We start from the raw sequence: 13,642 nt of genomic DNA on the forward strand, positions 1-13,642 counted from the left end.
CAACCTGTTGGCGAGGCAATAGGCCGGTGTACTTGGCAACATCGCCTCGCAAAAAAGTTCGTTCCTACAAGTTTTTTTATTTTCTGTTCAACAACCCCGGTAATTGCGCCACCAGCTTCTGGTTATTCAACGGCGCACGAATGAATCCGCGTTGCGTGCCGTCCGGGCCGAGCAGGGCCAGGTTGCCGCTGTGATCCACGGTGTAGTTCGGTTTGCTGGTGTCGGCGGGTATGAACGGGATGCTCACCGAGTTGGCCAGTTTCTGGATGTCCGCAACGGACGCCGTCAGGCCGATGAACTCCTTGTCGAAATACCCCAGGTATTGCTTGAGTTGCGCCGGCGTGTCGCGGTTCGGATCGACGCTGATCAGCACCACGCGCAGGTTCGCCAGGACGTCCTTGGGCAGTTCGCTCTTGATCTGTCGCAACTGGGCGAGGGTGGTCGGGCAGATGTCCGGGCAGAAGGTGTAACCGAAAAACAGCACCGTCCACTTGTCTTTCAACTCGCTGACGACCACTGGCTGGCCATCTTGATTGGTCATCGTCAGGTCGGGCAGCTTGCGGCTTTGCGGCAGCAGGATAACCCCGGCGTCGATCAACGCAGTCTGGTCACCCTGGCCCTTGCCTGACAGCACGCGGTTGACGGTCAGGCCGAGAATCAAGGCGACGATGGCTGCGAGGATAAAAACGGTCTTCTGGGTTCGAGTCATAGGGTCAACAGTAGGTAGTGGTCTACGAGCAGCGCGATGAACAGCAGGAACAAGTAGTAGATAGAGTACTTGAAGGTATTCATCGCCGCGTGCGGCCGAGCGCCACGGTACAACACCCAGGTCCATTGCAGGAAGCGCGCGCCAAGTGCCAGGGCGCAAAGCAGGTACAACATCCCGCTCATCTGGATTACAAACGGCAACAGGCTGACTGCCAGCAGGATCAGCGTGTAGAACACGATATGCACTTTGGTGTAGTGCTCGCCATGGGTGACCGGCAGCATCGGAATGTCGGCCTTGGCGTATTCCTCCTTGCGATGAATCGCCAGCGCCCAGAAGTGCGGCGGCGTCCAGGCGAAGATGATCAACATCAGCAACAGCGGTTCGGCGCTGACGTGACCGGTCACTGCGACCCAGCCCAGCAACGGCGGCGCAGCGCCCGCCAGCCCGCCGATCACAATGTTCTGTGGTGTGGCACGCTTGAGAAAACCGGTGTAGATGACCGCGTAACCCAGCAACGAAGCCAGGGTCAGCCAGGCCGTCAATTGATTGGTAAAGGTCAACAATAACGCCTGGCCGCCCAGCGCCAGGATCAGCGCGAACGTCAGCGCGGCGCGTGGTGACACACGGCCCACGGCAATCGGGCGTTTATGGGTGCGGGCCATCAGTGCGTCGATCCGCCGATCCACCACATGATTGACCACCGCCGCACCGCCGGCACAACAGGCGATGCCCAGATTGCCAAACACCAGCACCGCCCAGGGCACGCCCGCGCGAGTGGCGAGGAACATGCCGATCAGCGAGGTAATCAGCATCAAGACCACGACCTTGGGCTTGGTCAGCTCCAGATAGTCGCGCCAGAGTGCCTGATGGGGGTGGGCGCGGGTTAGTGTGGTCATGGGATGAATCGCTCATTCGGGGACGTCCGTGGGAGCGTGCGGGCGGCGTTTCCGACTTGCCCGCGAAGGCGATATCTAAGCCCCGAAAATTTTGTTGTGAGTACTGACCTCTTCGCGGGCAAGCCTCGCTCTAACGAGTACGAGCTGATCCTTGCTGGCACCCGAACCCGGAAATTAATCAGCACCATGCTCAGCATCAACGCCGCGCCCCCTGCGTTATGCGCCACGGCGATTGCCAGCGGCAGATGAAAAAGCACATTGCTGATGCCCAGGCCAATCTGCGCACCCAGCGCCAGCAGCAACAGCGTCGCCATGCCCTTGAAACCGGCTTTCCTCAGCTGCCATGCCAGGGCGAGCAAGGAGAACGTCACGAGTAGCGCACCGACGCGATGGGTCAGGTGAATCGCTGTGCGTGCTTCGCTGTCGAGTTTGCCGCCCAGATAATTGGGGCCGATGTGTTGCGTCAGGTGAAAGCCATTGGCGAAATCCGCGTCCGGCCACCATTGGCCCTGGCACGTCGGCAGATCAGTGCAGGCCATCGCCGCATAATTGGCACTGACCCAGCCGCCCAAGGCAATTTGCACGGTCACCAGCAAGATACCGAGGGTCGCCATGCGCCGCAGTCGCACCGGCAGTTGCGGCTGGACTGGAAAAGCGCCACTCAGGCGCACCGTCAGCAGGAACAGCAAGCTCAAGGTTGCGACGCCGCCCAGTAAATGCGCGGTGACCACTTGTGGCCAGAGCTTGAGGGTGACCGTCCACATGCCGAATGCGGCCTGGGCAAACACCACGCCGAGCAGCAGCAACGGCAGTTTCAGCGGTTGCCCCGCAATATGCCGCCGCTGCCAGGCTTGCGCCGCCAGCAGCAGAATGAGTAGCGCCAGCCCGCCGGCGAAATAGCGATGGGTCATCTCGTTCCAGCCTTTTTCGGCGTGGACCGGCGTGTCCGGGTAATGCAATTCGGCGTGGGCCAGTTGCGCTTCGCTGGCCGGCACGCTGATGAAACCGTAACAACCCGGCCAGTCGGGGCAACCCAACCCGGCATGGGTCAGCCGCGTATAGGCACCGAGTAGCACCACGAACAGCGCCAGCAGCGTGGCAAGCAGGGCGAGACGAAATCCGGGCTTGGTCATGAAGACCCCCTATCCGATATTCGACAGTTTCAGCAGCTGGCGCAGATCTTTGAGCAAGTCCTTACCATTCACGTCCACGCCGTAGCGCAGGACAAGGTTGCCGTGGGGATCGACGATCCAGAGTTGGGGCGCCTCGATGCCTGGCGCGGTTTTTTGATAACGCGGCAGCTCCAGCGGATAGCGCTGCAATTGCGGGTATTCCCGGGCCAGCCTGGCGCTGTAATCGGCGTCCAGCGGTTGCGCGGCGGCCAGTGCGTGACTGGCCCGCGACGCGTCGCGCCCCAGGCCGATCTGAATCTGCCGGGCCAGATACACCAGGTGCTGGCATTGGGCTTCACACGCCTGGGGCGCGCTGACCAACAGCTGCCAGCGCGACTCGTCGGCCTGCACACCAAGGTCGGCGCGGCTTTGGCCATTGCCGATCAGTTCGCCATGAAAGCTGCGATTCTCCGGCACCCAGAACTTGAACTTGTACATGCTGGTGGCGAGGATCATCGGGCCGATGGCCACCAGCAAGACCAGAATCAGCTGCCAGCGACCCTTGCGACGGTTCAGCGGCGGCCGTGGTTCAGACGTGCTGGTGGGGTTCATGACCGTTCCCATGGTTGTCCTCCTTGGTCTTGTTATTGTGGTTCTGCTTGTTGTTGCTCTGCGCGGTATGCCAGCCCAGATACAGATAAAGGCCCGTTAGCGCAGTCGCCAACGCGAACCACTGCATGGCGTAGCCCTGATGTTTTTCCGGGCCCATTGCCACCAGCGGCCAGTCCAGTCGATAGGCGCCCGGTTCCGACGCCATGCGCAATTCCTGAGGGAAACCGTCGCGGCCCAGTTCCGCCCAGAGCTTGCCCGCATCCACCGCCGTGACCAGTCGCGGCCACGGCGCGTTGGCCGTATCCGCGTGCAGCTGGAAAGTGGCGCCGGGCGCCACATAAACCCAGGCTTGTACATCGAGCATCTGCACCGGCGTCTGAAACCGTGGCGGCGTGCGGCGATCAGGCCATGGCAGCCAGCCGCGATTGAGCAGAATCCACAGCCCGCTGGCCTGATCCTGAAACGGCTGGAGCAGCTCGACGCCGACCTTGCCTTCCCGCGTGCTGTTATCGAGCAACAGACTGTGTTCAGGATCAAAGCGCCCGTGCAGTTGCACCTGGCGGTAAGCCGGATCGGCGCTGGCTGCCAACTGCTCGATCCGTACCGGCTCTGCCGCGCGGCGCTCGGCATAGTGGGCGAGCATCACGCGCTTTTCCTCGCCGCGAGCCAACTGCCAGAAACCGAGCGCGATCAGGCACGGCAGCAAGCTGAATACCACCAGCGTCGGCAGCAGACCGGGCGCAAAACGCTTCATCGCTGCGCCCCGCCGGACTGTGCGTCCCCACCTATACTCCATTGCATCGCGTTTGCTCCTGGAGTTGCCTGATGCTCAAAGCAGCGATTGTCCTGATGCTTTTCGCCACCACGGCCAGCCTGTTCAGTGGCCTGTTCTTTCTGGTCAAGGACGACAGCCATTCGACGCGCCTGGTTAAAGCACTGACCATCCGCGTCAGCCTCGCGGCCATTACCCTGGCGCTGATCACTTGGGGCTTTTACAGCGGCCGGCTGGTTTCCCATGTGACGTGGTAGCGGACTTTGCACAATGACCGTTCCGTAGGAGCGGCTTTAGCCGCGAGGGCGCTCTCCCGGTTAAAGCCGGTCCTACAGCACATACACAAAGACAAACAAGCCGATCCACACCACGTCCACGAAGTGCCAATACCAACTCGCCGCCTCGAAACCGAATTGATGCTCGGCATCGAAATGCCCGCGCAGGACTCTCATCAGCATCACGAACAGGATGATGGTGCCGATGGTCACGTGGGCGCCGTGAAAGCCGGTGAGCATGAAGAACGTCGCGCCGTAGATGCCCGAGCCCAGGGTCAGGCCGAGTTCTTTATAAGCGTGCACATATTCTTCGGCTTGCAGGACCAGGAAGCTCAAGCCCAGCAGCACGGTGAGCGCCAGCCAGATTTTCAGTGCGCCGCGATGGCCTTTTTTCAGCGCGTGGTGGGCGATGGTGATGGTCACGCTGGAGCTGACCAGCAGGATCGTATTGATCAGCGGCAAGTGCCACGGGTCGATAATGCCCTTGGGCGCCGGATACAGTTTCGGGTCCGGCGTGTTGAGCATTGGCCAGGTGTATTCGAAATTCGGCCAGAGCATGTGGGCGATGGCCTTGGAGCCTTCGCCGCCCAGCCACGGGCCGGACCAATAGCGGATGTAGAACAGCGCGCCGAAGAAGGCGACAAAGAACATCACCTCGGAAAAGATGAACCAGCTCATGCCCCAGCGAAACGAGCGGTCCATCTGCGCGCTGTACAGGCCCGCGCGGCTTTCCTTGATGACCGTGCCGAACCAGCCAAACATCATGTAGGCGATCAGCAATCCGCCGACGAAGAAGATCAGCGGCCCGTGAGATTCCGGGCGCGCGGCCTTCATGTCATTGAACCAGGTGCCCAGGCCATACATGGTCACCAGCAACCCGACGGTGGCGATGATCGGCCATTTGCTTTGCGCCGGGACGTAATAATGCTCATGCAGTGCCATTTGCTTCTCCTTGCTAACCGCCATTGTTCGCGACACGCGCAGCAGGGGGTTGGCGAGCGGTAATGTCGAACAGCGTGTAGGCCAGCGTCAGGTGTTTCACGTCCTTGGGCAGGTCGCGATCAACAATGAAACGCACCGGCATTTCGATACGCTGGCCCGGTTGCAGCACTTGCTGGGTGAAGCAGAAGCATTCGGTCTTGTGGAAATACATCGCCGCTGCGCCCGGTGAAATACTCGGCACCGCCTGGGCGGTCATGGGCTTGTCGGTGGGGTTCTGGGCAATGAACAACATCTCGTTGACCGCACCGGGATAAACCTCCAGCTGCTCGGCCTTGGGATAAAAACCCCAGACCATGTCCACCGCATTGGTCGACAGAAACTGCACCCGCACCCGGCGACTTTGGTCGATGACCTGCGAGCCTTCATACGCATCGCCGGTCTTGCCATTGATGCCGAACGCCTTGCACATCACGGTGTACAGCGGCACCAGCGCGAAGCCGAACGCAAACATCACCACCACGATCAATAGCAGGCGGGTGACGAGGCGTTTGTTCGGGCTGGCGGTGTTCATGTCAGCGCGCCTTTACCGGGATTTTTCATTTCACCTCCGGCGGCGTGGTGAAGGTGTGATACGGCGCGGGCGACGGGATACTCCACTCTAGGCCTTCGGCCCCATCCCACGGTTTGGCGGGTGCCGGTTCGCCGCCGCGAATGGTCTTGATCACGATGAACAGGAAGAAAATCTGCGTTGCGCCGAAGGTGAACGCACCGATGGACGACACCATGTTGAAGTCGGCAAATTGCAGGTTGTAGTCCGGCACCCGGCGCGGCATACCGGCCAGCCCCACAAAGTGCATCGGGAAGAACGCCATGTTCATGCCGACGAAAGACAGCCAGAAGTGCAGCTTGCCCAGGGTTTCGTCGTACATGTGTCCGGTCCATTTCGGCAGCCAGTAATAGGCCGAAGCGAAAATCCCGAAAATAGCCCCCGGCACCAGTACGTAGTGGAAGTGGGCGACGACGAAGTAGGTGTCCTGATACTGGAAATCCGCAGGCGCAATCGCCAGCATCAAGCCGGAGAATCCACCGATGCTGAACAGGATCACAAACGCCACGGCAAACAGCATCGGCGTCTCGAACGTCAGCGAGCCCTGCCACATGGTGCTGACCCAGTTGAACACTTTCACCCCGGTCGGCACGGCGATGAGCATGGTGGCGTACATGAAGAACAGCTCGCCCACCAGCGGAATGCCCACCACGAACATGTGGTGCGCCCAGACCAGAAACGACAGGAACGCAATGCTCGCCGTGGCGTAGACCATGGAGGTGTAACCGAACAACGGCTTGCGCGAGAAGGCCGGGATGATCGAGCTGACGGCACCAAAGGCCGGCAGGATCATGATGTACACCTCGGGATGACCGAAGAACCAGAACACATGCTGGAACAACACAGGGTCGCCACCGCCCGCCGCGCTGAAGAAACTGGTGCCGAAATGAATGTCCATCAGCATCATGGTCACGCAGCCGGCCAGCACCGGCATCACCGCAATCAGCAGGAACGCGGTGATCAGCCAGGTCCAGACGAACAGCGGCATTTTCATCAGGGTCATGCCGGGGGCGCGCAGATTAAGGATCGTCGCGACCACGTTAATGGCGCCCATGATCGAACTTATGCCCATCATATGGATGGCAAATATAAAGAAGGTCACGCTTTCGGGTGCGTAGGTCGTGGAAAGCGGCGCATAGAACGTCCAGCCGAAGTTCGGTCCGCCGCCTGCGGTGAATAAGGTCGAAACGAGCAAGGCAAAGGCTGCGGGCAGCAACCAGAAGCTGAAGTTGTTCATCCTCGGCAGCGCCATGTCCGGCGCGCCGATCATCAACGGAATCATCCAGTTCGCCAGCCCGACGAAGGCGGGCATGACCGCACCGAACACCATGATCAGGCCATGCATGGTGGTCATCTGATTGAAGAACGCCGGCTCGACGATTTGCAGTCCCGGCTGAAACAGCTCGGCGCGGATCACCATGGCAAACGAACCACCCAGCAGGAACATGGTGAAACTGAACCACAGGTACAGCGTGCCGATGTCCTTGTGATTGGTGGTCAACACCCAGCGCATCAAACCCTTGGCGGGGCCATGTGCGTGGTCATGGCCAGCGTGGCCATGGTCGTCGATGACTGCACTCATGATCTGTCTCCTGCCAGAGTCTGGCTGGTATTTTCGTTGGCGCCGCCGACCGTAAACTGATTCATTTCTGCGCCTGCTTCAGGGCCAGCACATCCTTGGGCGTGACCATGTCATTGGTGTTGTTGCCCCAGGCATGGCGCTCGTAAGTCACCACCGCGGCGATATCCACTTCCGACAGCTGTTTGCCGAACGCGGCCATGGCGGTTCCGGCCTTGCCGTTGAAGACGATGTTGAGGTGGGCGTCTTTGGGGCCGGTGGCGATCTTCGAGCCCTTGAGCGCCGGGAACAGCGGCGGCATGCCCTGGCCCTCTGCCTGATGGCAAGCCACGCACGTGGTGTGATAGACCTTGTCGCCCCGGGCAACGAGTTCTTCGAGGGTCCAGTCCTTGCTGGTCAGTTCCTTGAGCTTGGCGCTTTCTTCCTTGCGGCCGGCCAGCCAGGTGTCGTAGTCCGCCTTGGATTTGGCCTCCACCACAATGGGCATGAAGCCGTGGTCCTTGCCGCACAGCTCGGTACATTGGCCGCGATAGATGCCGGGCTTTTCAATGCGGGTCCAGGCTTCGTTGACGAACCCCGGAATCGCGTCGCGCTTCACCGCAAAGGCCGGCACCCACCAGGAATGGATCACGTCGGCACCGGTCACCAGAAAGCGCACTTTCTGCCCGACCGGCAACACCAGCGGCTCATCGACCTCCAGCAGGTAATGCTCGCCTTTGTCGTCGCGGTTATGAATCTGATTGGTCGTGGTGGTCAGGTTGCTGAAGAACTCGACGTCCTGGCCCAGGTACTTGTAGTGCCATTTCCACTGGTAGCCGGTGATCTGGATATTGACGTCAGACTCGCTGGTGTCGTACATCTGGATGAGGGTTTTGGTCGCTGGAATGGCCATGACTACCAGAATCAACAGCGGCACGATGGTCCACATGATTTCGACTTTGGTGTTTTCATGAAAATGTGCGGCCTGCTGGCCGGTGGAACGCCGATGCACAATGATCGACCAGAACATCGCGGCAAAAACGACGATACCGATCACCACACAGATCCAGAAAATGGTCATGTGCAGATCGTAAATCGCACTGCTGGTTTCGGTCGCTCCCGGCGCCATATTCACTGTCCAGGCGGCGTGCGCCTGGCCGAATATCAACCACAACAGGAGGCCCATCCAAACTGGTGGATGACGCGTCATCACGGGTTCCCCTTTTATTCTTGTTGTCCCGCGGGTCTTCACCAGCGGTCAAGCTTCAAGGGAGCGGCTGTCACGTCATTTACACCAGGACCACGTAAACACTTTTCAGTGCTGCGGTCATCAGCCCGCTTCCTTCAATGGCGAGTATAGCCACGCGAATCAGCTACGCAACGCACTGGTAAAAACCGCCGAGTGGGCTATGTGCATTGTTAATAAGTTTGAATAAATGCGTATTTTGGTCCGAAAAGGCGTTTTTAATAGCCGATCCACATAAATGTGAATTTGTTATGACAAATGCGTCTTAGCGAACGTCTCAAGCAGGCTACCTTAAGACTTCCCCTATCAACCCCCTGGTTTTACCGCCGTCAGGAGCCTTCATGAACACCGCCGCTTTGCGCGAGCAGATTCAACACGCCCATCACCATGAGGCCACGACTGGCCAGTTGTTGCGTCAACTGGAAATTCAATTACCGCACCTGCATCCCGCCATCCACCTGCCCGAAGTTGATGCGAAAGGGGTATTGAATCGTTTCGTGACGGCATACATCGATCTGGTCCCGGACCTGCTGGATGCGGCCCATGGCGTGTCTATCGAAGCGGGTATCGAGGGGCAGATCAAACCCGTACTGAAAATCGCCGAACACTTCTTCACCACGCCGCCAGCGATCATGCAGGGTCATGAAGGGCTGGACAGCCTGCTGGACGAGGCCTATCTGGCCCATCGCCTGGTGGAAGAAGTGAATGACTTGTACATCAAGCATTTCGGCCAGCCGCTGATCCCGTCCAATACCACGGTCGCCAGCGTGATTGCTCATCAGCTGATCGGCGAGACCTTCGCCAACCAACTCGACGAAGCGGTTCACCATGCGCTGGATGAATTGCTCGATGAGGACAGCTTCGCCCTGGACTCAGTGGAAGCCTATCGCGAGCGCCTGAGCAGCCCGGACACCGAAGCCGCCTGGAAACGCTGGCCAAGCCTGTCGCGCCAGCTCGGCGTGGGTCTTGAGCTGGAGCGCAGCAAGGTTTGATCTGAGCGTATCCCGTAGGACCGGCTTTGCCGGGAGGGCGGAGGCCTGTCGACGCAACTGCTGCGAATGTACGGGCCTCCTCCCGGCTGAAGCCGGTCCTACGGATCCTGTTGATCAGCGCCTGCGACGTTTTGCTCAACCCGCCGTCGACCCAACCCCCACCGTGGTCCGCACACGGCCTTCGAGTCGGCGCTTCAATCCGCGCGGTTCGATGATCAAGCGCGAACCTTGTGCGGCGTTGGCGCGGCCCCATTCTTCCAGCAGTTCCAGGCATGAATGGTCGATGTAACTCAGGTTGTTCAGCGGCACATGCAGCGTGGTGCCGTTGGGCACGTTGCCCAGCGCCTTGGTCAACGCAGGTACCTTGAGGAACGTCGCAGCGCCCACCAGGCGCAGCTCCATTTCACCTTCGGCATCCAGCGTGATCAGGCTGATCTTCAAGCGCGACGCCTTCAGCGCCAGCTTGACCAGCGTCAGACCAAAACCCACCAGAACGCCGGTCAGCAAATCAGTAAAGATGATCGCCGCAGCGGTGGCCGCGTAAGTGAACATCGGCATGCGCCCATAACGACCCAGACCGCGAAACGCCTTGAGGTCCACCAGCTTCAGGCCTGTATACACCAGAACACCCGCCAGACTCGCGACCGGAATGCTTTGCAGCACGCTGGACAGCAGCAACACGAAAGCCAGCAGCCACGCGCCGTGAAAGATTGCCGACAAGCGCGTGCGCGCCCCGGCCTGAACGTTGGCCGAGCTACGCACAATCACGCCTGTCATCGGCAATGCGCCCAGCAAACCGCAGAGCATGTTGCCCACACCCTGGGCGCTCAGTTCCTTGTCGAAATCCGAACGCTGGCCGTCATGCATGCGATCCACGGCGGCCGCCGACAGCAGGGTTTCCGCGCTGGCAATGAATGCCACGGCAAAGGCTGCAACCAGAATGGCCGGATCGGCCAGATTCAGCAGATCCGCAGGGCGCAGCCAGTCGATGGCTTCCGCCAGATTGTCCGGTACCTCAACACGCTTGACCTGCAACGCCAGGGCCAGACTGGCCAGCGTCGCCACGCCGACACCCAGCAACGCGCCCGGTACGAAGCGCAATGATTGCGGCCGCCATTTATCCCACAGCCACATGATCAGAATCGTACCCAGGCCGAGGATGCCAGCCTGCATGCCGGTACCTGGCCCGATAGCTTGAACCAATGTCGCAGGGAAGCCGATCAGGTTATCCAGGCCCGAGGGTTTGGGCCCGCCATCGAACATCACGTGGACCTGCGAGAGCACAATCAGCACGCCGATCCCGGCCAGCATGCCGTAGACCACCGCTGGCGCCGTGACCCTGAACCAGCAGCCGAGCTTGAAGCGTCCGGCCAACACTTGCAGCAGACCCGCCAGCAGCAGGATCGGCCCTAACATGGCCATGCCGTGCTCACGCACTACCTCGAACACCAATACCGCCAAGCCCGCCGCCGGGCCGCTGACCTGCAACGGCGAACCCGCCAGCCAGCCCACCACCAGACCGCCAATGATGCCGGTTATCAAACCTTTGGCGGGCGGCATGCCCGACGCAATCGCAATCCCCATGCACAGCGGCAGCGCCACCAGGAATACCACCACGGAAGCCAGCAGCTCCCGTGGTAAAACAGATTTCAGTTGAGCTACACCCATGACGAGTCTCCGGGATTCTTCAGACGTGACAATGCCGCGCGGCGCGCGATACACGCGGGCCGCCACGAACTTGTACGAGTATTAAAAACGCGTCGTTAGAAACGCGGTTTCGGCGTGGCCATCGGTGTTGGATGGTCGCCGTCCAGAGGCAGGAAACAATCTTGTTCGGCGTCGTAGGCTCTGATTGCACAGGTCTCGATATCGTAGACCCAGCCGTGGATGAACAGCTGTCCACTGGCCATTTTTGACGCTACAGAAGGGTGAGTACGCAAGTGCTGCAATTGGGCGATGACGTTCTCTTCGGTGAGAACATGCATGGTTTCGGTCTCGCCAGCGCAGTTGCAGTTGTCTTCCACCACGATGCGCGCGACTTCGGCGTGGCGCAGCCAGGCTTTGACCGTCGGCATTTTTTCGAGTGTCTGTGGATTGAGCACTGCGCGCATGGCTCCGCAATCGGAGTGGCCGCAAACGATGATGTGGTGCACGCCCAAAGCCAGTACCGCATATTCGATGGCCGTGGAAACGCCGCCATTCATGGGGCCATAAGGCGGAACCACGTTACCGACGTTACGTGTGACGAACAGGTCGCCCGGCGAGCTTTGGGTAATCAACTCCGGGACGATGCGTGAGTCGGCGCAGGTAATGAACATCGCCCTGGGTTGCTGGGCGTTGGCGAGTTTCTTGAACAATTCTTCCTGCTGCGGGAAGACTTCGTGCCGGAAATGCTTGAAGCCATCAACAATGTGCTTAAGCGCAACGTCGGCGGATTCGGCTTGCGGTCGTTCGTCCGCCAGTGCAGCCGAAGCCTGTTTATCCATGTCGTTCATGTCTCATCCTCTTTGACGGATTGATGTGGATGGTAGCTTTGAGGTTGTCAAAGCGGCACGGTGCACATTCCATTGTAAGAGGCCGCTGACTCATTGCGTGTTACACACTAACCGTCAAAACTTAATTGAAACTTAATGCAACGCTCTAGCTCGGTACTCATGGCGATACGACATTATTTTCCCGACCTTGGTTCAGTCGAGTTATTGACTCTACCGCCGACACGTTACAACAGCGACATTTGCCCGCCCGGCGGGCAGAACGCCTCGCTGTCCAGGCTGAAACTTTCGCGTTTGTTCAGCCCAAGGCGCTTGATGGCAATACTGTAGCGCTGCGCCAGAAGATCGGCAAAAGGGCCTTCGCCGCGCATGCGCACGCCGAAGCGGCTGTCGTAAACCTCACCACCGCGAACCTGGCGGACCAGACTCATCACGTGCTCGGCGCGCTGGGGATAGTGGGCCTGAAGCCACTCTTCAAACAGCGGCGCAACCTCCAGCGGCAAACGCAGCATTACATAGCTGGCGCTCAACGCCCCAGCGGCCTTGGCTTCGCTGAGCAGGTTTTCCAGTTCCATATCATTGATCATCGGAATCATCGGCGCGCACAGCACGCCCACTGGAATTCCGGCATCGCGCAGTACGCGAATCGCCCGCAAGCGAGCCTTTGGCGCTGCGGCGCGGGGTTCGAGGATGCGCTTGAGCTCGTCATCCAGCGTGGTCAGGCTGATGAATACCGAGAGCAGCCGCTGTTTCGCCAGTTCGGCCAGCACATCCAGGTCACGCAGAATCAGCGAGCCCTTGGTGATGATCGTCACCGGATGCCGATAGCGCAGCAGCACTTCCAGCACGGCGCGGGTGATTTTGTACTCGCGTTCGATGGGCTGATACGGATCGGTATTCGCACCCAGGGTAATCGGCGCGCACTTGTAGCCGGGTTTGGAGAGTTGCTGTTCCAGCACGGCAGCGGCGTTGGTCTTGGCGATCAATCTGGTCTCGAAATCCAGCCCAGGCGACATGTCCCAATACGCATGGCTGGGACGCGCATAGCAATAAATGCAGCCATGCTCGCAGCCGCGATACGGGTTGATCGAGCGATCAAAGGGAATGTCCGGCGAGCTGTTGCGCGTGATGATGCTCTTGGCGGTTTCGCTGGTGACCTGCGTGCCCTGGGTCATGGGCACTTCCTGATACCAGCCGTCATCCTCGGCAATCGAGCGATTCGGCGCGAAACGGTTGTGCGGATTACTGGCCGTGCCCCGGCCACGAGGCGGGAAAATCAGCGACATGGGGATTTCTCCTTTGCTGTATATGCATACAGTACAGGAGAAAACAGAAACTATGCTAACCGGCGATCAGCGGCTCGGCAGTTCGCAGATATCCCGTAGGGCCTGCTTTCGCCGGGAGGGCTGCATTCCTGACAAATGACATG

The 13,642-nt window shown here is 59.7% G+C and carries 14 protein-coding genes; 2 read left to right on the top strand and 12 right to left on the bottom strand.

Annotated features, from left to right (window positions below; translation table 11 throughout):
* Positions 1–76 precede the first annotated feature (76 nt).
* From CFII64_RS23600 to CFII64_RS23620, 5 genes are read right to left on the bottom strand one after another with little or no spacing between them, the layout of a single operon-like run.
* On the bottom strand, positions 77–709 hold the full coding sequence (locus tag CFII64_RS23600; protein WP_020293372.1) for an SCO family protein: 633 nt from the start codon (positions 707–709) through the stop codon (positions 77–79).
* Positions 706–1,605, bottom strand: a complete 900-nt coding sequence (cyoE, locus tag CFII64_RS23605; RefSeq protein WP_020293373.1) for a heme o synthase — start codon at positions 1,603–1,605, stop codon at positions 706–708. Before cyoE ends, CFII64_RS23600 begins: the two co-directional genes overlap by 4 nt.
* A complete protein-coding gene (locus CFII64_RS23610; RefSeq protein ID WP_020293374.1) occupies positions 1,602–2,738 on the bottom strand; it encodes a heme A synthase in 1,137 nt (378 codons plus the stop codon). Before CFII64_RS23610 ends, cyoE begins: the two co-directional genes overlap by 4 nt.
* A gap of 9 nt (positions 2,739–2,747) precedes the next feature.
* Complete coding sequence (locus CFII64_RS23615; RefSeq protein ID WP_044901641.1) at positions 2,748–3,341, bottom strand: hypothetical protein; 594 nt, start codon at positions 3,339–3,341, stop codon at positions 2,748–2,750.
* Positions 3,307–4,083: an SURF1 family protein gene (locus CFII64_RS23620; RefSeq protein ID WP_020293376.1), complete on the bottom strand. Its 777-nt coding sequence runs from the start codon at positions 4,081–4,083 to the stop codon at positions 3,307–3,309. Before CFII64_RS23620 ends, CFII64_RS23615 begins: the two co-directional genes overlap by 35 nt.
* Before the next feature lie 71 nt (positions 4,084–4,154).
* Here CFII64_RS23620 and CFII64_RS23625 point away from each other — a divergent pair, with 71 nt between their 5' ends.
* A complete protein-coding gene (locus CFII64_RS23625; protein WP_020293377.1) occupies positions 4,155–4,358 on the top strand; it encodes a twin transmembrane helix small protein in 204 nt (67 codons plus the stop codon).
* Positions 4,359–4,430: 72 nt separating this feature from the next.
* Here the strand turns inward: CFII64_RS23625 and CFII64_RS23630 are convergent, their stop codons facing one another.
* From CFII64_RS23630 to coxB, 4 genes are all read right to left on the bottom strand, one after another.
* Positions 4,431–5,318 carry a cytochrome c oxidase subunit 3 gene (locus CFII64_RS23630; protein WP_020293378.1) on the bottom strand — a complete coding sequence of 296 codons (888 nt, stop codon included), beginning with the start codon at positions 5,316–5,318 and terminating at the stop codon, positions 4,431–4,433.
* Positions 5,319–5,331: 13 nt separating this feature from the next.
* The gene (locus CFII64_RS23635; protein ID WP_020293379.1) at positions 5,332–5,889 is read right to left on the bottom strand and encodes a cytochrome c oxidase assembly protein; all 558 of its coding nucleotides are present in this window, start codon (positions 5,887–5,889) and stop codon (positions 5,332–5,334) included.
* 25 nt (positions 5,890–5,914) lie between these two features.
* A complete protein-coding gene (gene ctaD, locus CFII64_RS23640; RefSeq protein ID WP_020293380.1) occupies positions 5,915–7,507 on the bottom strand; it encodes a cytochrome c oxidase subunit I in 1,593 nt (530 codons plus the stop codon).
* A gap of 61 nt (positions 7,508–7,568) precedes the next feature.
* The gene (gene coxB / locus CFII64_RS23645) at positions 7,569–8,693 is read right to left on the bottom strand and encodes a cytochrome c oxidase subunit II (RefSeq protein ID WP_020293381.1); all 1,125 of its coding nucleotides are present in this window, start codon (positions 8,691–8,693) and stop codon (positions 7,569–7,571) included.
* Positions 8,694–9,070: 377 nt separating this feature from the next.
* Here coxB and CFII64_RS23650 point away from each other — a divergent pair, with 377 nt between their 5' ends.
* Positions 9,071–9,721: a hypothetical protein gene (locus CFII64_RS23650; protein ID WP_020293382.1), complete on the top strand. Its 651-nt coding sequence runs from the start codon at positions 9,071–9,073 to the stop codon at positions 9,719–9,721.
* A gap of 135 nt (positions 9,722–9,856) precedes the next feature.
* Here the strand turns inward: CFII64_RS23650 and CFII64_RS23655 are convergent, their stop codons facing one another.
* The 3 genes from CFII64_RS23655 to CFII64_RS23665 all read right to left on the bottom strand — a co-directional run bounded on the left by CFII64_RS23655 (position 9,857) and on the right by CFII64_RS23665 (position 13,499).
* Positions 9,857–11,389 (bottom strand): SulP family inorganic anion transporter, encoded by a 1,533-nt coding sequence (locus CFII64_RS23655; RefSeq protein ID WP_020293383.1) that lies wholly within the window; start codon positions 11,387–11,389, stop codon positions 9,857–9,859.
* Between the two features lie 95 nt (positions 11,390–11,484).
* A complete protein-coding gene (locus tag CFII64_RS23660) occupies positions 11,485–12,216 on the bottom strand; it encodes a carbonic anhydrase (RefSeq protein WP_020293384.1) in 732 nt (243 codons plus the stop codon).
* Positions 12,217–12,440: 224 nt separating this feature from the next.
* A complete protein-coding gene (locus CFII64_RS23665; RefSeq protein ID WP_020293385.1) occupies positions 12,441–13,499 on the bottom strand; it encodes a PA0069 family radical SAM protein in 1,059 nt (352 codons plus the stop codon).
* Positions 13,500–13,642 lie beyond the last annotated feature (143 nt).

Origin of the sequence: Pseudomonas sp. CFII64 (assembly GCF_000416235.1) — a bacterium.
Lineage (GTDB): Bacteria > Pseudomonadota > Gammaproteobacteria > Pseudomonadales > Pseudomonadaceae > Aquipseudomonas.

Bases quoted from the DNA above. Each gene is read 5' to 3' on its own strand.
- CFII64_RS23620 (WP_020293376.1), bottom strand. From the start codon at position 4,083: ATGAAGCGTTTTGCGCCCGGTCTGCTGCCGACGCTGGTGGTATTCAGC.
- cyoE (WP_020293373.1), bottom strand. From the start codon at position 1,605: ATGACCACACTAACCCGCGCCCACCCCCATCAGGCACTCTGGCGCGAC.
- ctaD (WP_020293380.1), bottom strand. From the start codon at position 7,507: ATGAGTGCAGTCATCGACGACCATGGCCACGCTGGCCATGACCACGCA.
- CFII64_RS23665 (WP_020293385.1), bottom strand. From the start codon at position 13,499: ATGTCGCTGATTTTCCCGCCTCGTGGCCGGGGCACGGCCAGTAATCCG.
- CFII64_RS23610 (WP_020293374.1), bottom strand. From the start codon at position 2,738: ATGACCAAGCCCGGATTTCGTCTCGCCCTGCTTGCCACGCTGCTGGCG.
- CFII64_RS23600 (WP_020293372.1), bottom strand. From the start codon at position 709: ATGACTCGAACCCAGAAGACCGTTTTTATCCTCGCAGCCATCGTCGCC.
- coxB (WP_020293381.1), bottom strand. From the start codon at position 8,693: ATGACGCGTCATCCACCAGTTTGGATGGGCCTCCTGTTGTGGTTGATA.
- CFII64_RS23650 (WP_020293382.1), top strand. From the start codon at position 9,071: ATGAACACCGCCGCTTTGCGCGAGCAGATTCAACACGCCCATCACCAT.
- CFII64_RS23660 (WP_020293384.1), bottom strand. From the start codon at position 12,216: ATGAACGACATGGATAAACAGGCTTCGGCTGCACTGGCGGACGAACGA.
- CFII64_RS23625 (WP_020293377.1), top strand. From the start codon at position 4,155: ATGCTCAAAGCAGCGATTGTCCTGATGCTTTTCGCCACCACGGCCAGC.
- CFII64_RS23630 (WP_020293378.1), bottom strand. From the start codon at position 5,318: ATGGCACTGCATGAGCATTATTACGTCCCGGCGCAAAGCAAATGGCCG.
- CFII64_RS23655 (WP_020293383.1), bottom strand. From the start codon at position 11,389: ATGGGTGTAGCTCAACTGAAATCTGTTTTACCACGGGAGCTGCTGGCT.
- CFII64_RS23615 (WP_044901641.1), bottom strand. From the start codon at position 3,341: ATGGGAACGGTCATGAACCCCACCAGCACGTCTGAACCACGGCCGCCG.
- CFII64_RS23635 (WP_020293379.1), bottom strand. From the start codon at position 5,889: ATGAACACCGCCAGCCCGAACAAACGCCTCGTCACCCGCCTGCTATTG.